The sequence below is a fragment of the Micromonospora profundi genome, from assembly GCF_011927785.1.
GTDB lineage: Bacteria > Actinomycetota > Actinomycetes > Mycobacteriales > Micromonosporaceae > Micromonospora > Micromonospora profundi.
The window spans coordinates 3,649,316-3,669,409 of sequence record NZ_JAATJK010000001.1 but is presented as its reverse complement, the minus strand read 5'-3'; the positions used below and the strand labels follow the sequence as shown (position 1 = coordinate 3,669,409).

The 20,094-nt window shown below is 68.5% G+C and carries 12 protein-coding genes and 1 pseudogene; 5 read left to right on the top strand and 8 right to left on the bottom strand.

Translation table 11 applies throughout. The features are described from left to right. Nucleotides 1–54 precede the first annotated feature (54 nt). From F4558_RS16020 to F4558_RS16000, 5 genes and pseudogenes are all read right to left on the bottom strand, one after another. The gene (locus tag F4558_RS16020) at nucleotides 55–777 is read right to left on the bottom strand and encodes a response regulator (protein WP_376767525.1); all 723 of its coding nucleotides are present in this window, start codon (nucleotides 775–777) and stop codon (nucleotides 55–57) included. Between the two features lie 227 nt (nucleotides 778–1,004). Beyond that, a pseudogene (locus F4558_RS16015) lies at nucleotides 1,005–2,258 on the bottom strand (sensor histidine kinase); the annotation flags it as partial. 176 nt (nucleotides 2,259–2,434) lie between these two features. Continuing rightward, nucleotides 2,435–3,382, bottom strand: coding sequence for a permease prefix domain 1-containing protein (locus F4558_RS16010; RefSeq protein WP_167944950.1), 948 nt, complete (start codon nucleotides 3,380–3,382; stop codon nucleotides 2,435–2,437). Continuing rightward, nucleotides 3,379–3,720 (bottom strand): PadR family transcriptional regulator, encoded by a 342-nt coding sequence (locus F4558_RS16005; RefSeq protein WP_053657579.1) that lies wholly within the window; start codon nucleotides 3,718–3,720, stop codon nucleotides 3,379–3,381. The genes F4558_RS16010 and F4558_RS16005 overlap by 4 nt, the downstream gene beginning before the upstream one ends. A gap of 304 nt (nucleotides 3,721–4,024) precedes the next feature. After that, nucleotides 4,025–4,645: an L-threonylcarbamoyladenylate synthase gene (locus F4558_RS16000; protein ID WP_053657581.1), complete on the bottom strand. Its 621-nt coding sequence runs from the start codon at nucleotides 4,643–4,645 to the stop codon at nucleotides 4,025–4,027. Nucleotides 4,646–4,777: 132 nt separating this feature from the next. On the opposite strand from F4558_RS16000, the gene dnaE reads away from it, so the two are divergent. The 4 genes from dnaE (at nucleotide 4,778) to F4558_RS15980 (ending at nucleotide 14,416) form a co-directional block, all read left to right on the top strand. After that, complete coding sequence (gene dnaE / locus F4558_RS15995) at nucleotides 4,778–8,308, top strand: DNA polymerase III subunit alpha (RefSeq protein WP_167944948.1); 3,531 nt, start codon at nucleotides 4,778–4,780, stop codon at nucleotides 8,306–8,308. A gap of 215 nt (nucleotides 8,309–8,523) precedes the next feature. Continuing rightward, on the top strand, nucleotides 8,524–10,572 hold the full coding sequence (locus tag F4558_RS15990; RefSeq protein ID WP_167944946.1) for an AfsR/SARP family transcriptional regulator: 2,049 nt from the start codon (nucleotides 8,524–8,526) through the stop codon (nucleotides 10,570–10,572). A gap of 309 nt (nucleotides 10,573–10,881) precedes the next feature. Continuing rightward, a complete protein-coding gene (locus F4558_RS15985; RefSeq protein WP_167944944.1) occupies nucleotides 10,882–12,489 on the top strand; it encodes an FG-GAP repeat domain-containing protein in 1,608 nt (535 codons plus the stop codon). Between the two features lie 406 nt (nucleotides 12,490–12,895). After that, on the top strand, nucleotides 12,896–14,416 hold the full coding sequence (locus tag F4558_RS15980; RefSeq protein ID WP_167944942.1) for a VCBS repeat domain-containing M23 family metallopeptidase: 1,521 nt from the start codon (nucleotides 12,896–12,898) through the stop codon (nucleotides 14,414–14,416). A gap of 140 nt (nucleotides 14,417–14,556) precedes the next feature. Here F4558_RS15980 and abc-f read toward each other — a convergent pair whose 3' ends face one another. After that, the gene (gene abc-f / locus F4558_RS15975; protein WP_167944941.1) at nucleotides 14,557–16,194 is read right to left on the bottom strand and encodes a ribosomal protection-like ABC-F family protein; all 1,638 of its coding nucleotides are present in this window, start codon (nucleotides 16,192–16,194) and stop codon (nucleotides 14,557–14,559) included. A 474-nt stretch (nucleotides 16,195–16,668) separates the two neighbouring features. Between abc-f and F4558_RS15970 the strand changes: the two genes are divergently transcribed. Beyond that, on the top strand, nucleotides 16,669–17,760 hold the full coding sequence (locus F4558_RS15970) for an IS630 family transposase (RefSeq protein WP_312877276.1): 1,092 nt from the start codon (nucleotides 16,669–16,671) through the stop codon (nucleotides 17,758–17,760). Between the two features lie 7 nt (nucleotides 17,761–17,767). Here the strand turns inward: F4558_RS15970 and F4558_RS15965 are convergent, their stop codons facing one another. Beyond that, nucleotides 17,768–18,460 carry a response regulator gene (locus F4558_RS15965; protein ID WP_053657718.1) on the bottom strand — a complete coding sequence of 231 codons (693 nt, stop codon included), beginning with the start codon at nucleotides 18,458–18,460 and terminating at the stop codon, nucleotides 17,768–17,770. Next, nucleotides 18,457–20,043, bottom strand: coding sequence for an ATP-binding protein (locus tag F4558_RS15960; RefSeq protein WP_167944939.1), 1,587 nt, complete (start codon nucleotides 20,041–20,043; stop codon nucleotides 18,457–18,459). The genes F4558_RS15965 and F4558_RS15960 overlap by 4 nt, the downstream gene beginning before the upstream one ends. Nucleotides 20,044–20,094: the final 51 nt, after the last annotated feature.

Below are 20,094 nucleotides of genomic sequence, written 5' to 3'. Positions count from 1 at the left end.
TCCGCAGTCCGCCCGGCGGCGGAACCGGTCGGTCCCCCTTGCGGCGGATACCGGTCACCCGCCGGGCCGGACCACCCCGCTCTCGTACGCGAACACGACCGCCTGCACCCGGTCGCGCAGGCCGAGTTTGGCAAGTACCCGGCTGACGTGCGTCTTCACCGTCGCCTCGCCCAGTTGCATGCTCGCGGCGATCTCCGCGTTGCTCGATCCGGCGGCGAGCAGCACCAGCACCTCCCGTTCGCGCGGCGTGAGCTCGCCCAGCGCGGCCTCGGCGTGCGGACCGAGGTGGGCGGTGCCCGCCGGATCGCCGGGACGGGCGAACGTCGAGATCACCCGCCGGGTGATCTCGGGGGCGAGCAGGGCGTCGCCCCGGGCGAGCACCCTGATCGCGTCGACCAACTCCTCCGGTGTGCCGTTCTTGAGCAGGAAGCCGCTGGCACCGGCGCGCAGCGCCGCGAAGAGGTAGTCGTCGCGGTCGAACGTGGTGAGGATCAGCACCGCAGGCGCGCCCGGACCGGCGCCGGTGATCTGTCGGGTGGCCTCCAGCCCGTCCATCACTGGCATTTCCACGTCCATGAGCACCACGTCGGGGCGGGTGGCGCGAGCCATGGTGACGGCTCGGCTGCCGTCGGCCGCCTCGCCGACGACCTCGATGTCGTCCTCCACCTCGAGGATGACCCGGAAGCCGGTGCGGACGAGGTGCTGGTCGTCGGCGAGCAGCACCCGGATTCGCTCCTCGGCGCGCGGATTGGTGTCGCCGACGGGTGCCGTGCTCACACCGACCACCCCGTCCCGGCCGTAGCCTCGTCCCGCGCGGCCCCGTCCTGCGCGGCCTCGTCCCGCGCGGCCTCGTCCTGCGCAGCCTCGTCCCGCGCGGCTGCCCTTTCGCGCTGCGTCGGCGTTGCCGCGCCCGTGTCTGCCCGGCTCGCTGTCGGCGTACCGTCGTCGGACGCGGCGTCGGTTCGTGTCGGATTCGGCCGGTTTCCCCTGGGCACTGCCGCGGGCAGCGGCAACCGGGCGCGGACCCGCCAGCCGCCGCCCCGGCGGGGGCCAGCCTCCAGGACGCCGTCCTGGGCGGCGACGCGTTCCCGCATGCCGATCAGGCCGAGCCCGTCAGCGGGGAGTTGGCCCCCGCCGCGCCCGTCGTCGCTCACGTCCACCTCGACCTCCCGCGCCAGGTAGCGGATCCGTACGTCCAGCAGTCCGGCGTCGGCGTGTTTCAGCGTGTTGGTCACCGCCTCCTGCACCACCCGGTACGCCGTCTGCGAGACCGACGCGGGCAACGTCACCGGGGCGCCGTACACCCCGGTGGTGGCCGTGAGCCCGGCGGCGCGCGCCCGTTCGACGAGTTCGCCGACCCTTTCGATCGTCGCGGCGGCCGGCGGTGGGGTTTCGGCGGATCCGTCGGGGGCGCGCAGCACGCCGAGCATCCGACGTAGCTCGTCGACGGCGGTGCGGGCGCTCTGCTCGATGGCGGCGAGTGCCGCGCGGGCCTTGTCCCGGTCGCGGTCGAACACCCGCCGGCACGCGGACGCCTGCACCCCCATCACCGAGACGTGGTGCGCGACCACGTCGTGCAGTTCCCGGGCGATGCGTACCCGTTCGCCGAACACCGCCCGCTCGCGGGACTCCGCCTGCGATCGGCGCAGCTCATCGGCCTGGGCGCGCAGCTCGTGCTCGCGTCGAGCGGACACCCAGGCGGTCTCGCCGAAGAAGTACGCGAAACCGAAGTACAGGCCGTTGATCAGGACGCCGGTGACCATCGCGGCGAGCACCGGGGGCACCGGTCCGACGGCGTCGGCGAAGGCGCCGGGTGGGATGTGCTCGATGCTCACCGCGTAGTAGATACCCAGCCAGGCGAACATCGTGACGATCACACCGATGCGCAGTCTGCGGGCCAGTCGGCGATCCTGTTCCCAGGCGCCGACGGTGTAGAGCGCGCAGAAGAGCGACCACGAGGAGAGCTGCGTCTCCGGTGCCGATCGGGCCTGCGCCGCGACGAACGCCACCGAGATGACCAGCAGGGTGACGGCCGGCCAGCGTCGCCGCCAGATCAGCGGCAGGGTCACCGCGACGGTCCAGAGCAACTGCTCCGGCCCGGACGGCGGTGGGCCCAGCAGGAACGCCCCGGTGCTGCGGGCCAGCGTGAGGCTCACCAGCGCCAGCAGGGTCACGGCCAGCCCGATCCAGAGGTCGATCCGGAGCTGCTCCGGCGTCGGTCCTGGCCGGCGCCACGCGTCCCGCTGTGCCACGTTCATCCGGGAACGATGCCACGCCACCGGCCATCTCCGCTAACCGGACATATCGGAGACGGCCTGCTCAGGCCCAGGTGGGATGGCTCAACCCTCGGCGCGACGGCCTCGTCGCGGTCGGCGCTCATGCCGGTGCGGCGACCTGGCGCAGGTTGCGCGCCGGGCCGCCGCACCGGATCAGCTCAGGTCGTCTGGCGGCGGGTCTTGAGGCCGGTGTCGATCAGGTCCCAGACCAGCACCACCGCCGCGCCTATCGCGATGACAGCTCCGAGGGTGTTCCTGTTCTCCGGCTCGGCCAGCCAGCTCAGGCGGTCGGTCAGGGCTGGGTTGAGCAGCCGGTCGGTGAGTACCAACCAGATCAGCGGCACCGTGAACGCGAGATCGAGCACGGCCTTCACTCCGAACAGGGTCCAGCTCCAGCGGCCGATCCGGTACTTGACGATCTCGAACACCATGCCCGCGACGAGCACCGCGATCAGCGCCGGCAGCCAGAACGACCACAGAGCCGGGTCGAGGATCGGGATGTTCTCGCCGTCGGTGCCGTTAACCCAGGACCGGTAGTGCTGGAAGGGCAGGTAGCCGATGGTCAGCGCGGCCATGGCCACCGACGCGATGGTGTCGGCGAGGGAGATGTCCCTGTGCGCGGGGACGTCGGGCAGTTGGTCGACGGTCCAGTCGGGCAGGCTGGTGGCGGGCTGGGCGCGTTCGAGGATGGCGAAGGTCAGGGTGAGCCAGAAGGCGATCTGCACGGCCACCTGCATGGCGGTGACGATGCCGGTGCCGATGGCCCCGAAGCCCTTGCCGTCCGCCACGTCGACGATGGCGACGATGGTGCCGACGATCGCCGGGATGAAGCTGAGCAGGAGCTTGAGCAGCCGCAGCCAGACGAGGTAGTAGGTCGGGCCGATGAGTTGCAGCCGCCGGTCGGCGTACCGGGCGGCGAGCAGGTCGGGGTTGCCCAGCTCGGTGAGCACCGCCCGCTCGGCGGCGGTGGCGTCCTGGCCGCCGCAGGCCCGGTCCTCGATCATGTCCCGGATCGAGGCGCGCAGTTCGGTGGCGATCTCGTCGCGGCGCTGTAGTGGCACCGATCGCAGGGTCGCGGCGAGGTAGCGCTCGGTCAGGGTGTTCATCGGTCGACTCCTTGGATCAGCCCGGTGATGGAGGTCTGTACGGCGGCGAGGTCGTCCAGGAGTCGGTTCAGCATCGACTCGCCCTCGTCGCTGGTCCGGTAGAACTTGCGCGGTCGGCTCTCCTCGGTGTTCCACTCGCTGGTCAGCAGCCCTTGGTCCTCCAGGCGGCGCAGCAGCGGGTAGAGCGTGTTGGCGTCCACCGGGAAGCCGTGGTCGGTGAGCCGTTGCAGCAGTGCGTAGCCGTAGTCCGGCTGGCGCAACGCCACCAGGCTGGCCACCACGACGGTGCCTCGACGCAACTCCTGTAGGTGCGTCCGTAGAACGTCCTCGCTAACCATGCGTCACACCATACTGTGTGGCACACACTGTTGTCTACGCCAATAACGTTGTGCCGCCTAGGCGGCTTTCGTGGGACCTGCCGGTCGGGTGGGGAGGGTGGTCGGACCCCGCCTTTGCTCTGCTTCAACCCACGCAACAGATAGGGGCCGTCGGTGTTGCGTCGGTTGAAGCAGAGCAATGGGCGCGCGGCGACCACCTCGGGCTGAAGGCGCGCCTGCTCAGGGGTCATGCCCGGCGGTCGGCAACGACCGGCGCCGGGGGCCGCGACGGGCCCAGCTCCGGAGGGCGGATCGTTCGAGGGGGCTACTCGAAGCGGGAGGTGTCTCCCGCACCTCGGCGCAGGATCTCCGGCTCAGGGCCGGACAGGTCGACGACCGTCGTCGGCTCCTTGCCGCACTCGCCGGCGTCGAGGACCGCGTCGAGCTGGTGGTCGAGCCGTTCCTTGATCTCCCACCCCTGGGTCATCGGCTCCTCGTCGCCGGGCAGGGCCAGGGTGCTTGACACCAGCGGCTCACCCAACTCGGCCAGCAACGCCTGGGTCACCGTGTGCCGGGGTACGCGGACACCGACGGTCTTCTTGCGCGGATGCAGCATCCGGCGCGGCACCTCGCGGGTGGCCGGCAGGATGAAGGTGTAGCTGCCCGGGGTGGACGCCTTCACCAGGCGGAAGACCGAGTTGTTGATCCGCACGAACTGGCCGAGCTGCGCGAAGTCCCGGCAGACCAGCGTGAAGTGGTGCCGGTCGTCGAGCTGGCGGACCTCGCGGATCCGGTCCAGCCCGTCCCGGTTGCCCAGTTGGGTGCCGAGCGCGTAGCAGGAGTCCGTCGGATAGGCGATCAGGCCGCCGCCGCGGATCAGGTCGGCAACCTGCCGAATCACCCGCGGCTGCGGGTTCTCCGGGTGTACGTCGTAGTACCTCGCCATGCTCCGAGAATAGTCGTGGGGGAGACGCGGACCACCCTCGGCGCGGACGGTGGAGCCGCAGAGATCACCTCGGTAGGGTAGGTGCCGGTCGGCTCCGACCACCTAGATCCACACCGCCGGGGGGCGCCACGCATGGCTGATTCGTTCGCGCATCTGCACGTGCACACCGAGTACTCGATGCTCGACGGAGCGGCCCGGTTGAAGGACCTGTTCGCCGAGGCCAAGCGGCTCGGCATGCCGGCGGTGGCGATCACCGACCACGGCAACATGCACGGCGCGAACGACTTCTACAACCAGGCGATGGCCGCCGGGATCACCCCGATCCTGGGCGTCGAGGCGTACGTGGCGCCGGAGTCGCGCTACCACAAGGCGCGGGTCAAGTGGGGTCGGCCGGAGCAGAAGAGCGACGACATCTCCGGTAACGGCGCCATCACCCACAAGACCATGTGGGCGAAGAACGCGCAGGGTTTGAAGAACCTGTTCACCCTCAACTCGCGCGCGTCCATGGAGGGGCACTACGTCAAGTGGCCCCGGATGGACATGGAGCTGATCGCCGAGCACGCCGAGGGCATCATGGCCACGACCGGCTGCCCGTCGGGGGCGGTGCAGACCCGGCTGCGGCTGGGCCAGTTCGATGAGGCGCTCAAGGTGGCCGCGAGCTACCAGGACATCTTCGGTAAGGACAACTACTTCCTGGAGATCATGGACCACGGCCTCTCCATCGAGAGCCGGGTCCGCGAGGGGCTCACCGAGATCGCCCGCAAGCTGGACATCCCGCCGGTGGTCACCAACGACTCGCACTACACGCACGAGGCGCAGGCCACCGCCCACGACGTGCTGCTCTGCGTGCAGACCGGCAGCAACATCGACGACCCGAACCGGTTCCGGTTCGAAGGTGGCGGCTACTTCATCAAGAGCGCCGACCAGATGCGCGCGGTGGACTCGTCGGAGCTGTGGCAGGAGGGTTGCCGCAACACCCTGCTGGTGGCCGAGAAGGTCGACCCGAAGGGCATGTTCGAGTTCCACAACCTGATGCCGCGCTTCCCGGTGCCTGAGGGGGAGACCGAGGAGTCCTGGTTCCGTAAGGAGACCTTCGCCGGCCTGGCCCGCCGCTACCCGAACGGCATCCCCGAGGGCCACGTCGTCCAGGCCGAGTACGAGCTGGGCGTCATCAACCAGATGGGCTTCCCGTCGTACTTCCTCGTGGTCGCCGACTTCATCCAGTGGGCCAAGAGCCAGGGCATCTCGGTGGGTCCGGGCCGTGGTTCGGCCGCCGGCTCGCTCGTCGCGTACGCGTTGGGCATCACCGACCTGGACCCGATCCAGCATGGCCTGATCTTCGAGCGGTTCCTCAACCCCGAGCGTGTCTCGATGCCGGATGTCGACATCGACTTCGACGAGCGTCGGCGCGGTGAGGTGATCAAGTACGTCACCGACAAGTGGGGTGAGGACAAGGTCGCCCAGATCGCGACCTTCGGCACGATCAAGGCGAAGGCCGCGATCAAGGACTCGGCCCGGGTCCTCGGTTTCCCGTACGCGGTCGGCGACCGGATCACCAAGGCGATGCCGCCAGCTGTGATGGGCAAGGACATCCCACTCACCGGCATCTTCGACCCGAAGCACCCCCGCTATGCCGAGGCCGGCGAGATCCGCGGCCTGTACGACTCGGACCCGGACGTCCGCAAGGTGATCGACACGGCGAAGGGCATCGAGGGGCTGATCCGCCAGACAGGTGTGCACGCCGCGGGCGTCATCATGTCCGCCGAGCCGATCATCGAGCACATCCCGTTGATGCGTCGCGACGCCGACGGGGCGATCATCACGCAGTTCGACTATCCGACGTGCGAGTCGCTCGGGCTGTTGAAGATGGACTTCCTCGGTCTGCGCAACCTGACGATCATCGACGACGCCGTCAAGAACATCGAGCTCAACCACGGTACGAAGCTCGACCTGCTGGGCCTGCCGCTTGACGACAAGGCCGCGTACGACCTGCTGGCCCGTGGTGACACCCTCGGCGTGTTCCAGCTCGACGGCGGGCCGATGCGGTCACTGCTGCGGCTGATGAAGCCTGACAACTTCGAGGACATCTCCGCCGTCCTGGCCCTGTACCGACCGGGCCCGATGGGCGTCGACTCGCACACCAACTACGCGCTGCGCAAGAACGGCCTCCAGGAGATCACCCCGATCCACCCGGAGCTGGAGGAGCCGCTACGGGAGATCCTGGCGCCCACCCACGGCCTGATCGTCTACCAGGAGCAGGTGCAGCGCGCCGCGCAGATCCTCGCCGGCTACACCCTCGGCCAGGCGGACCTGCTGCGCCGGGCCATGGGTAAGAAGAAGAAGGAGATCCTCGACAAGGAGTTCATCCCGTTCCGGGACGGCTGCCGCGAACGCGGCTACTCCGACGAGGCGATCCAGGCGGTGTGGGACGTCCTGGTGCCGTTCGCCGGGTACGCCTTCAACAAGGCGCACTCCGCCGCGTACGGGCTGGTGTCCTACTGGACGGCGTACCTGAAGGCGCACTACCCGGCCGAGTACATGGCCGGGCTGCTCACCTCCGTGGGCGACGACAAGGACAAGATGGCGCTCTATCTGTCCGAGTGTCGCCGGATGCGGATCCAGGTGCTCCCGCCTGACGTGAACACCTCGGCCGGGCCGTTCACCCCGGTCGGCAAGGACATCCGGTTCGGCCTGGCGGCGGTGCGCAACGTCGGCGCGAACGTCGTCGCCTCGATCATGCGGTGCCGCCAGGAGAAGGGCGACTACACCGACTTCTACGACTTCCTGTCCAAGGTGGACGCGGTGGTCTGCAACAAGAAGACAATCGAATCGCTGATCAAGGCTGGCGCGTTCGACTCGATGCAGCACCCGCGCAAGGGCCTGCTCGCGGTGCACGCCGACGCCATCGACGCGTACGCCGATGTCAAGCGCAAGGAGGCGGTCGGCCAGTACGACCTCTTCGGTGCCGGCTTCGGTGACGCCGACACGGGCAGCACGACGGTGATGCCGGTGATCGGCGACAGTGAGTGGGACAAACGCGACAAGCTTGCCTTCGAGCGCGAAATGCTCGGCCTGTACGTCTCCGACCACCCGCTGTTCGGCCTGGAGCACATCCTCAACGCGGCGGCCGACACCACGATCGCGTCCCTGGCCGAGGACGGCGCTGTGCCCGACGGGGCGGTGGTCACACTCGCCGGCATCCTCTCCGGCGTGCAGCGTCGGGTCACCAAGCAGGGCCGCGCCTGGGCCTCGGCGACACTGGAGGATCTGGCCGGTGGGGTGGAGACGCTGTTCTTCCCCAACACCTACGAGGTGGTAGGACAGTACATCGCCGAGGACGCCATCGTCGTGGTCAAAGGTCGGGTGGACCGCCGCGACGACACTCCACGAATCATGGCGATGGACATGTCCATGCCGGACGTCAGCACCAGCGCCACCAACAAGCCCGTCACCCTCACCATCCCGGTGCACAGGTGCACGCCGCCGCTCGTGGAACGACTCAAGGAAACCCTTGTGCTGCACCCTGGCGACACCGAGGTGCACGTCAAGCTTCTCAACGGCGGTCGGACCACCACCCTGCGGCTGGGGCCGTTCCGGGTGGCGGCGACGACCGCGCTGATGGGTGACCTGAAGAGCGTCCTCGGCCCGGCCAACGTGACCTGACCAGTCTCGTTTCCCCGCACCGGGCTGCGCTCGCCTGCTATTGACTCCGCAGGGCCCCGACTCTTCCCATTGCGCCAGCGCCTCTCCGAGGCCCGTCCGGTGGCGACGAAGAACGGGGTCGAATGCTGCGGCTTGATCGTGTATGCATAGCCGCGACATCGATTCAAGCTGCTTCAACGGGGGAGATGGGCTTGGAGTTTCGAATGCTGGGGCCGGTGGAGGTATCGATCGCCGGCCGAGTCGTACCACTCGGTGGACAGAAGCCAAAGGCGTTGTTCGCCGCGCTGTTGGTCGACAGCGGTAAGAACCTATCGGTAGCACGCCTGATCGAGGCGATCTGGGGGGAGCAGCCGCCGGAAACGGCGCGGGCGGTGGTGCAGACGTACGTGTCCACCCTGCGCCAGACGTTCGCCCGGGTGGGCGCTCCGGCCCTGATCGTCCGGCAACCACCTGGATACCTGTTGCAGACCAATGGCGCCAGGGTAGACCGGGACGCCTTCGAGGCACTGTTCGCAGAGGGCCGGCAGGCACTGGCCGACCACCGGTATCACGAGGCCGTCGATCTGCTGCGGGACGCCACCCGCCTGTGGCGGGGAGGCGCGCTGGAAGGTCTTGACAGCGAGTTGCTGTCGTCGGCGGCGACACGACTGGACGAGATGCGACTCGTCGCCGTCGAGGAACGGGTCGGTGCGGAGATCCAACTCGGCCGGCTGGACTCGGCCTGTCTGGAGCTGACCGAGCTGGTCCACCGGCACCCGTACCGGGAGCGGTTCCGGGCGCAGTTGATGGTGGCGCTCAACGGCCTCGGCCGGCGCTCGGACGCCCTCGCGGTGTATCGCCAGGGGCGGCGGCTCCTGGTCGAGGAGATGGGCATCGAACCCAACGCGCACCTGCGCGCGGTGCACGAGATGGTGCTCCGCGACGACGGGAGGAACCGGCCAGTCGACCTGGCCCGGCCCGTGACCCCGGGCCGCCGCCCGGTGGCCTGGCCCGGCAGCGCCGACAGCATTCGCCCGGCGCTGCTGCCACCGGTGGCCGCAGACTTCACCGGACGCGCTGACGAACGCTCGGCGCTGGTCGTCGCCCTGGGTCCGGTTACCACCGGCGCGGCGGCGCAGGTGCAGGCGATCGTCGGACCGCCGGGGGTCGGAAAATCCGTCCTGGCGGTTCGGGTGGCGCACGACATCGCGAGGGACTATCCGGACGGCCAGCTCTACGCCGACCTGGGCGGGGCGGTGGGGAAACCGGCCGATCCGGGCGACATCCTCGGTCGGTTCCTGTCGATCCTCGGCTGGGCCACGAGCCTCACGCCCGACACCGTCGAGGCACGCATGGAGCGTTACCGCACTCTGCTCGACGGGCGCCGGATGCTGATCGTGCTTGACGACGCTGACAGCTCCCACCAGATCCAGGCGCTGTTACCCGGTTCCGACAGCTGCGCGGTCGTGGTTACCTCCCGGCGTCGTCTCGGTGGCCTGCCCGGGGCCCGGTTCACCGAACTCGGCGCCATCGGGCCGGGCGATGCCCGGGCACTGCTGCGCCGGATCGTCGGCAGCGATCGGGTGGAGGCCGAGCAGGGCGCGGCGGAACGGATCCTGCACTACTGCGCGGGCCTCCCGCTGGCCGTCCGCGTTGCGGGGACCCGACTGGTCCATCGCCAGGGGTGGCCGTTGGAAATCATGGCGGACCGACTGGCCAACGAAGCCCGCCGGCTTGACGAACTAAGTGTCGACGGCGATTCGGTCCGAGGGCGACTCGACTCGAACTGTCGCGCGCTCGGGCCCGAGGCACGACGCGTTCTGCTCGCGCTCGGCGCGCTTCGGCTCACCGACTTTCCCTCGTGGGTGGTGCAGGCGACTCTGCCGTCGTCTGCCGTGGCAGCCGAACAGGCGGTCGAAGAGTTGGCCGACGCGCAGGTGGTCGGCTTCACCCGGGTCGACCCTCGGGGCCAGCTCTGGTACCGGATGAACGAATTCTTCCGCCTCTACGCCCGGGGCTGGGCCGAGCGGGAGATTCGACTCTCCGGTCGACGCGACATCGTGTGCCGGGTGATGCGCGCCTGGCCGCGGGACACGGCGGTGCCCAGGCCGGTTGGCGAATCTTCAGGGACGGGATGCGCTGTGCACCAGGCCGACGACGAGGAGCTCGACCGGATCATCCGCACGGTGCGGATGGTCCTCAGCGCCCTGGCCCACGGCGGGCTACCAACCCCACTCGCGCGGACGGTTCCCCGGGCAGCTCGGAGGCTTTCGATCATGCTCTGATCGGGCTGAACAGAGCCATCAGTGGCGGCAGTGTAAAAGCACCCCCAACGAGCTGTGCGATCGTGCGGTGCGTTGTATCGGGAGCCGCGCGAGGGAGCATGGTCGCTTCAACACGTTCTGCAGCGTAATTGATGAGGTTCTCCAGGACACGGCGGAATGCTGTCGCCCAGCGGGAAGGGCTCGGCCGGTGCTGTCGCAGCGGCCTCAGTTCGCAATGGTCAGGACGTGACGCCCGGACGGGCGTCGACGACCGTCCTGACCCGCCTATCCCCCGACAGTCGACGTGGAGGAGCAATCTTGCAAAGAAGAATGTCCACTGTGCTTGGTCGCAGTGCGGCCGCTTTCGTCGGCGCCACTATGGCGCTGGCCGCGATGCCGTTTGTGGCGTCGGCTGACCCCGGGGGAACCCCGCTGCCGTCGAAGCCGGTGCCCGCGCTGGCCTCGCCGGCTTTGGCGTATCAGACGGTTGCCTGCGATCCGAGGGGGACGACCAGCCTCGATGCGGCACTGGCCACGAGCCTGAACAGCCAGCTCAGGTCTGACATGCGCGGTTACATGAACGCCTACCGCACATCCTGCGCACGGATGATCATCAACGCGGCAAAGGCCCGGGGGTTGGCGCAGCGCGCCGCGGTGATCGCCGTCACGACAGCCATCGTGGAGACGCACCTGCAGAACATCAGCGAAGAGGTGGACCACACCAGCCTGGGGCTGTTCCAGCAGCAGGAGTGGTGGGGCAGCCGGGCGCAGCGGCTGAACGCTACCTGGGCGACCAACAAGTTCCTCAGCGTGATGGAGAGCAAGTATCCCAACAAGTCCTGGATGACCGCCCCGATCGGCGAGGTGTGCCAAGCGGTGCAGGTGTCGGCGTATCCGGACCGGTACCAGGTCCAGGCCGGCGACGCTCAGATTATCGTCAACGCCCTGTGGAACGGAGCGGGTAGTGCGGCGCCGGCGTTGATGCGTGATGACGGTGACGGGACGATGACGTTGTGGCGGTGGTCGTCGTCGGGTTCGTCGTTCTCGTTGGAGGGGGATCTGTTCGAGTCTGGTGGTTGGACGATGTCGCGGGTCGGTGATCGGGTGGCGGCCGGTGATGTCGATGGTGATGGTCGCGATGATGTGGTGGCGACGTATCAGGAGTCGGATGGTTCGTTCAGTTTCCGGGTGTGGAAGGGGGGTGTGTCGCACGAGCGGTGGTATTCGTCGGGTCCGTTTAATTTGGATCCGGTGGGTGGCCGGTTGGTGGTGGGTGACTTTAATGGTGATGGTAAGGCTGAGCCGGCGTTGATGCGTGATGACGGTGATGGGACGATGACGATTTGGCGGTGGTTGTCGTCGGGTTCGTCGTTTGAGCGTGCTAGTGATTATGAGTCCGGTGGTTGGACGATGTCGCGGGTCGGTGATCGGGTGGCGGCCGGTGATGTGAACGGTGATGGTAAGGACGATATCGTCGCGACGTATCAGGAGTCGGATGGTTCGTTCAGTTACCGGGTGTGGAAGGGTGGCCTGTCGCACGAGCGGTGGTATTCGTCGGGTCCGTTCAATCTGGATCCGGTGGGTGGCCGGTTGGTGGTGGGTGACTTTAATGGTGATGGTAAGGCTGAGCCGGCGATGATGCGTGATGACGGTGATCGGACGATGACGATTTGGCGGTGGGTGTCGTCGGGTTCGTCGTTTGAGCGTGCCAGTGATTATGAGTCCGGTGGTTGGACGATGTCGCAGGTGGAGGATCGGGTCGCGGCTGGTGACGTGAACGGTGATGGTAAGGACGACATCGTGGCGGCGTATCAGAACGCGGCTGGTGATTTCACGTACCACGTGTGGAAGAACGCTTGGACCCATGGGGAGTGGTACACCTCGGGTCAGTACTCACTCGGACCGGTCGATAGCCGCATGATCCTCGGCCGCTGGTAACGCCGACGAGGAGGTTGGTACGCGGCCCTGAGTCAGGGCTCGATACGCAGGGGGCGGCCGAACGGTCGCCCCCTGCGCCGTGTGCGGAGAGTGGGCCGTGACCGGCCGCGGACCCACCCGCGCACGTTCCGACCCGAGTCTGGGGATTTCTTGAATCGTCCTACAGCGCCGCTGGCGAAAATCTGCAGCTCGCACTGCGAGCTTGTGTGCCGAGTGGCATGCGGGGCCGCCGGTCACGTGGCGACCGGGACGTCGCCGGCCAGAAGACGAGAGGAAAAGGTTGCACATGGGAGAGAGACGGATGAGCGGTGCTGGACGGCGGCTGTGGCGGTTCCCCGCAGGCGCTGTCCGCCGACTCGCGCTCGTCATGCTGTGCTCGGCAGTGGCACTTTCCGGGACCACACTCATGGCCGAACTGTCCGGAACCGGGACGGCGCGAGCCGCCGGTCCGCGACCGATGTTCCAGCTGCCCGCCCCGTGTGGCGAGACGTGGCGACTGTCAACCTATGCCGGGCATGACGACTACGACATCGACATGATTCCCACCTCGGGTAGCGCATGGGGGCGTCCGATTCTGGCATCCTTCGGCGGCACTGTGGTGCGAGCGGGCATCGACGGGACGCTCGGCGGCCGCACTCCGTCCAACCCCTCCGGTCCGATGGGGACCGGCGGCGGCTACTACGTGCGGATCGACCACGGCAACGGGTGGGAGAGCCTGTACCTGCACATGCTGCAATCACCGATGGTCCGTGTCGGCCAGCAGGTGAGGATCGGGCAGCAGTTGGGCAAGGTCGGCAGCACCGGCAGCTCCAGCGGCCCGCACCTGCACTTCGAACAGACCCGGGACGGCGCCAAGGTGGAGTCGTACTTCAACGGCGTGCCCTCGGGCATCACCCACGACAACTACTCGTACAGCGTCAACAGGACGAGCTACAACTGCGGTCCGGTGGGTAGTGCGGCGCCGGCGTTGATGCGTGATGACGGTGACGGGACGATGACGTTGTGGCGGTGGTCGTCGTCGGGTTCGTCGTTCTCGTTGGAGGGGGATCTGTTCGAGTCTGGTGGTTGGACGATGTCGCGGGTCGGTGATCGGGTGGCGGCCGGTGATGTCGATGGTGATGGTCGCGATGATGTGGTGGCGACGTATCAGGAGTCGGATGGTTCGTTCAGTTTCCGGGTGTGGAAGGGGGGTGTGTCGCACGAGCGGTGGTATTCGTCGGGTCCGTTTAATTTGGATCCGGTGGGTGGCCGGTTGGTGGTGGGTGACTTTAATGGTGATGGTAAGGCTGAGCCGGCGTTGATGCGTGATGACGGTGATGGGACGATGACGATTTGGCGGTGGTTGTCGTCGGGTTCGTCGTTTGAGCGTGCTAGTGATTATGAGTCCGGTGGTTGGACGATGTCGCGGGTCGGTGATCGGGTGGCGGCCGGTGATGTGAACGGTGATGGTAAGGACGATATCGTCGCGACGTATCAGGAGTCGGATGGTTCGTTCAGTTACCGGGTGTGGAAGGGTGGCCTGTCGCACGAGCGGTGGTATTCGTCGGGTCCGTTCAATCTGGATCCGGTGGGTGGCCGGTTGGTGGTGGGTGACTTTAATGGTGATGGTAAGGCTGAGCCGGCGATGATGCGTGATGACGGTGATCGGACGATGACGATTTGGCGGTGGGTGTCGTCGGGTTCGTCGTTTGAGCGTGCCAGTGATTATGAGTCCGGTGGTTGGACGATGTCGCAGGTGGAGGATCGGGTCGCGGCTGGTGACGTGAACGGTGATGGTAAGGACGACATCGTGGTGGCGTATCAGAACGCGGCTGGTGATTTCACGTACCACGTGTGGAAGAACGCTTGGACCCATGGGGAGTGGTACACCTCGGGTCAGTACTCACTCGGACCGGTCGATAGCCGCATGATCCTCGGCCGCTGGTAACACCTTCAGCGGCACCGGATAAATCGGCCCGGACGGGCCGGACGCCGCTGGCGTCCGGCCCGTCCGGCGTTTCACGCCGTCGCCGGTGCTGCGAGAGGAGTCCGGCGGATCCCGTCCGACCCGACGATCCGGGAGCCGGATCAGTCCCGGTCCGGGGCCGCGGTCTCCCGCAGCCGGCCGTCGGCCAGCCGCAGCCAGCGCTGCACGCCGATCTCGGCGAGGAACCGTTCGTCGTGGCTGACCACGACGAACGCCCCTTGGTACGCGGACAGCGCGCTCTCCAACTGCCCGACGCTCACGAGGTCCAGGTTGTTGGTGGGCTCGTCGAGCAGCAGTAGTTGCGGTGCCGGCTCGGCGCAGAGCACGCAGGCGAGCGTGGCGCGCAGGCGCTCGCCGCCGGAGAGCACCCCGACGGGCAGGTTCACCCGAGAGCCCCGGAACAGGAACCGGGCGAGCAGGTTCATCCGCTTGGCGTCGGGCAGGCTCGGCGCGTACGCGGCGAAGTTCTCCGCCACCGTACGGTCGAGGTCCAGCAGGTCCAGCCGCTGCGACAGGTACGCGATCCGCCCGTCGGCCCGGCGGATGTCGCCTCCGGCCGGTGCGAGGTCACCGCTGATCAGGCGCAGCAAGGTCGACTTGCCGACGCCGTTCGCGCCGGTCAGCGCGATCCGCTCGGGCCCTCGGATCACCAGGTCGGCGCCGTCGCCTCCGAACAGTTCCCGGTCGTCGAAGCGTGCCCGCACGCCCCGGCCGGAGAAGACCGTGCGACCGGCCGGGACGGTGGTGTCCGGCAGGTCCACGACGATCCGGTCGTCCTCGCGTACCGCCCAACCGGCCTCATCCAGGCGGGCCTTGGCCTGGCCGAGTCGGGCCGAGTGCGTCTCCTGCGCCCTGCCCGCCGACTCCTGCGCGCTGCGCTTGAGCCCGCCGGCCACGATCCGGGCCAGCCCGGCGTTCTTCAGGTTCTTGGAGGCGTTGCTGGCCCGCCGATCGGCGCGTTCGCGGGCCTGCTGCATCTCGCGCTTCTCCCGCTTGACCTCCTGCTCGGCGTTGCGCAGGTTGCTCTCGGCCACCTCCCGCGCCGCCTGCACCGCCTCCGTGTACGCGGTGAAGTTGCCCCCGTACCAATTGATCTCGCCACGGTCCAGTTCGGCGATGCGGTCCATGCGGTCCAGCAGCTCCCGGTCGTGGCTGACAAGCAGCAGGCACCCGGACCAGTCGGTGAGCACGTCGTACAGCTTGTGCCGGGCCTCCAGGTCGAGGTTGTTCGTGGGCTCGTCGAGCAGCAGCACGTCCGGGCGGCGCAGCAGTTGCGCCGCCAGGCCGAGGGAGACGACCTGACCGCCGCTGAGGGTGTCCAGCCGACGGTCGAGCGACAGGTCGCCGAGGCCGAGGCGGTCCAGTTCGGCGCGGGTGCGCTCCTCGATGTCCCAGTCGTCGCCGATGGTGGCGAAGTGTTCCTCGCTGGCATCGCCGGCCTCGATGGCGTGCAGGGCGGCGATCCGCTCGGCCACACCGAGCACCTGCGCGACGGCGAGGTCACCGGCCAGCGGCAGGGTCTGCGGCAGGTAGCCGAGCAGGCCGTCGACGGTGACGCTGCCGTCGCTGGGCCGCAACTCCCCGGCAATCAGCCGCAGCAGCGTGCTCTTGCCGGCGCCGTTGGGCGCGACCAGGCCGGTACGGCCGCCGGGCACGGTGAAGGACAGCTCCGAGAAGACCGGGGTGTCGTCCGGCCAGGAGAAGGACAGGTTCGAGCAGACGATGAAGGCATCAGACATGCGAGTGACCTCAGAGGGTGGGTTGGGCGCGCCAGAGCCGCCCGACGACGGGGACCAGTGGAACGACGACATGGCCACGGCAGCTGCGCGGACGCGCGCCGAATGGTGGCCGAACACATCCGGCCTCACCCGGAGATGTCGTCGTCACCCGCCATGTCTGGTCTCCCCGACAGTTCGCCAAACCCAACGCGCAAGAGTCTAACAACGCATCCCCGCCCCGCCACCAAGTTCCCCGCCCTGGCCGCCCCACCCCCCACCGCCCGCCGCCCGCCACCGCCCACCCCGTCGATCATGGAGTTGTGGTGGCCGGTAAGTAAGCTGATGCCCCTTTTGTGAAGCACCACAACTCCATGATCGACGGGGGCGGTGGGGCAACTAGTGCCTCGTCTTTGAACGTTGATCGTGTAATCCGTGGGTTCTGAGGATGTGTCGGGCAGGCTGTCTCCCATCGTTTCTGGTCTGGGAGGTGGTGGCGTGGGTAGGCGCCCGGAGGTGTTCGTCCGGCAGGTGTCGATGGTCGAGGGTCAACGGTTGCAGCGGATCACTCGGACGGCGAAGGACCCGGTGAAGCTGCGGCGGGCGATCGTGGTGCTGATGTCCGCCCAGGGACAGCCGGCCCCGGACATCGCTCATCTGCTCAAGGCCAGCGAGGACTACGTCCGCGACGTGATCCACGCGTTCAACGATCGGGGGTTCGACGCCCTGGACCCAAAATGGAGCGGGGGCGCACCGAGACGGATCGATGAGCAGACCCGCGACTGGATCTGCGTCATCGCCCGGTGCGACCCCCGTTTCCTCGGCCGACCCTTCTCCTGCTGGTCCCTGACCAAGCTGCGCGACTACCTCATCGCCGCCGGCCACGTCACGACCATCAGCGTCGAGACCGTCCGCCGGATCCTGCACGAACGCGGCGTGACGTGGCAGGCCACCAAGACGTGGAAGGCCAGCACCGACCCCGACTTCACCACGAAGATGCGCCGGATCCTGGACCTCTACGACCACCCACCAGCAGATGGTCGGGTGTTGTCCGTCGACGAGTTCGGGCCGCTGAACCTGCAACCCCGACCCGGACGGGCCTGGCGGCCCGTCGCACACCCGGTGCGACTGCGGGCCACCTACACCCGCGACCAGGGCGTACGACACATGATCGCCGCCCTGGACCTGACCACCGGCAAGCTGCACTACCGCATCCGCGACCGGAAACGATGGCGGGAATTCCTCAGCTTCCTCAAGACACTGCGCGCCCGGTGGCCCGATGACCGGCTCTACCTGATCCTGGACAACTTCTCCCCACACAAGCACCCCGAGGTCCGCGCCTGGTGCACCGCCAACCAGATCGACCTGGTGTTCCTACCGACCTACGCCTCCTGGCTGAACTGGATCGAGGCCGAATTCGCCGCCGTACGCTACTTCGCCCTCAACGGCACCGACCACCGCACCCACGCCGAGCAAGACACCGCCATCGGCGCCTACATCCGCTGGCGCAACCAACACGCCCAACCCAAAACCGGATACGCGATCAACTCCAAGATCCGCCATCCCGATTACCCGTTCAAGGCCGCATGACGAGGCACTAGCGGGGTCGGTATTCGACCTCGGGGCGGCCGGGGGTGCCGTAGCGGGGGCTGCGTGCCACTCGGTCGATTGTCGCCAGGTATTCCAGGTAACGGCGTGCTGTCACCCGGGAGATGCCGGTCAGCGCGCTGACCTCGGTGGCCGACAGCCCCACGCCGGGGGTCACGTCGGCCAGCGCGGCGCGTACCCGATCGAGGGTCTGCGCGTCGAGCCCCTTGGGCAGGCTGTGCCCGGCGGTGCCGCGCAGGGTGGCCAACATCTGGTCCACCTCGTGCTGGGCGACCACCTCGCCCTCGGCGAGCGCCTGGGCGCGGTAGTCGGCGTAGCGTTCCAGCTTGTCGCGGAACGCGGCGAACGTGAACGGCTTGAGCAGGTAGTGGGTCACCCCGAGGGACACCGCCGTGCGCACCACAGCGAGGTCCCGCGCGGACGTCACCGCCAGCACGTCGACACTGCTGCCCGCCGCCCGCAGCGCCCGGCAGACGTCCAGGCCGTGCAGGTCGGGCAGCCGGAAATCGAGGAGTACGAGGTCCACGTCGCCGCCGTCGCCCGCGCGCAGCGCCGCCATCGCCGCCTGCGCGGTGTGCGCCACCCCGACGACCACAAAACCGGGAACCCGTTCGGTGTACGCGCTGTGCGCCTCGGCCAGCAGTGGCTCGTCCTCGACGACAAGCACCCGGATGGCGGTCATCGCCGTGCCCCGACGATCGGCATCCGGACGGTGAAGAGGCTGCCGCCGTCGTCCGAGCGGCCCACGTCGTAGCGGCCACCGTGTCGGCGTACCACCTGACCGACAAGCGCCAGACCGAGGCCCCGGCCGGTGCTCTTCGTGGACCAGCCGCGGCGGAACGCGTCGGCCACCCGGTCCGGGGCCAGCCCGGGGCCGCTGTCGGCGACCCGTACCACAAGTTCGTCGTCGACCTCGCCGACGAAGACCCGCACCCGGCGCGGCGCGGGTGTGCCGGCCACCGCCTCCAGGGCGTTGTCGACAAGGTTGCCGACAACCGTCAGCAGGTCACCGGTGGGTAGGGGACTGTCGTCGAGATGGCACTCCGGCTCGATCACCAGGTCCACCCCGCGCTCGCCTGCCTGCGCCGACTTGCCGAGCAGCAGCGCGGCCAGCGCCGGCTCGGTCACCGCGCCGACCACCCGGTCGGTCAGTTGCTGGGCGAGGGCCAGGTCCCGGGTGCCGAGCCGTACGGCCTCCTCGGTGCGGCCCAGCTCCACAAGGGTCAGTACGGTGTGCAGCCGGTTCGCCGACTCGTGGGTCTGCGCCTGCAACGCCTCGGTCAGCGCCCGTACCGAATCCAGCTCGCTGGCCAGCGTGCGCAGCTCGGTCTGGTCGCGCAGTGTCAGCACGGTGCCGAGCGCCGCACCCTCGAAGCGGGTGGTCCGCTGGTTGGCCACGAGCACCCGGTCACCGGCGAGAATCGGCTCGTCGCGGGCATCCCGCCCGGAGGCGAGCAGCTCGGCCACCGCGGGCGGCAGGTCGATCCCGGCGACCGGCTGGTCGGTCACCGGCGCGTCGGCGTCGAGCCCCAGCAGCCGGCGCCCCTCGTCGTTGACCAGGGCCACCCGCCGGTCGGTGGTCAGCACCACGAGACCCTCGCGTACCGAGTGCAGGACAGCGTCGTAGTACTCGTACATCCGGGTCATCTGCGCCGGGCCGAGGCCGTGCGTCTGGCGGCGCAGCCGGCGACTGAGCAGCCAGGAACCGGTCGCGGCGAGCGCGAGGGCCGGCGCCGCCACACCGAACAGCACCGGCAGTTGGGCGAGCAGCTTGCGGTCGATCGCGCGGGTGGTGATGCCCACCGAGACGAGGCCGACGATGCGCCGCTTGTCGTCGTACACCGGAACGACAGCGCGCACCGACTCGCCGAGCGTGCCGACGTTTGTGACGGTGAAGGGGTGGCCCGCGAGGGCGGGCTCGATCTCCCCGACGAACGGCTGGCCGATCAACTCCCGGGTCGGGTGTGAGAAGCGGGTCCGGTCGGGGGCCATCACGACCACGAAGTCGGTGCCCGTCGCCAGTCGCGTCGATTCGGCGTACGGCTGGAGGATGGTTGCCGGGTCGGCGGTCGTGAGGGCCGCGCGGACGTCGGGGGAGCGCGCCACGGTCTGCGCCACCGACAGCACCTCCTCCTGCGCGGCCTGGCGGGAGTCGCTGCGGGCCAGCCAGACGGCACCCGCCGCGCCGGCCAGCACGAGCAGCGTCACCACCACCGCCTGGAGGGCGAAGAGTTGCCCCGCGATGCTCCACTGCCGTCGGGCCACCTCACCACCTCCTCGGTGTTTCGCGGTGAACAGAATGACCGCAAGGCTGTC

Coding starts and splice junctions, on each gene's coding strand:
- F4558_RS16010 (WP_167944950.1), bottom strand. CDS start 3,382: ATGAACACCCTGACCGAGCGCTACCTCGCCGCGACCCTGCGATCGGTG.
- F4558_RS16005 (WP_053657579.1), bottom strand. CDS start 3,720: ATGGTTAGCGAGGACGTTCTACGGACGCACCTACAGGAGTTGCGTCGA.
- F4558_RS16000 (WP_053657581.1), bottom strand. CDS start 4,645: ATGGCGAGGTACTACGACGTACACCCGGAGAACCCGCAGCCGCGGGTG.
- dnaE (WP_167944948.1), top strand. CDS start 4,778: ATGGCTGATTCGTTCGCGCATCTGCACGTGCACACCGAGTACTCGATG.
- F4558_RS15985 (WP_167944944.1), top strand. CDS start 10,882: ATGTCCACTGTGCTTGGTCGCAGTGCGGCCGCTTTCGTCGGCGCCACT.
- F4558_RS15980 (WP_167944942.1), top strand. CDS start 12,896: ATGGCCGAACTGTCCGGAACCGGGACGGCGCGAGCCGCCGGTCCGCGA.
- abc-f (WP_167944941.1), bottom strand. CDS start 16,194: ATGTCTGATGCCTTCATCGTCTGCTCGAACCTGTCCTTCTCCTGGCCG.
- F4558_RS15965 (WP_053657718.1), bottom strand. CDS start 18,460: ATGACCGCCATCCGGGTGCTTGTCGTCGAGGACGAGCCACTGCTGGCC.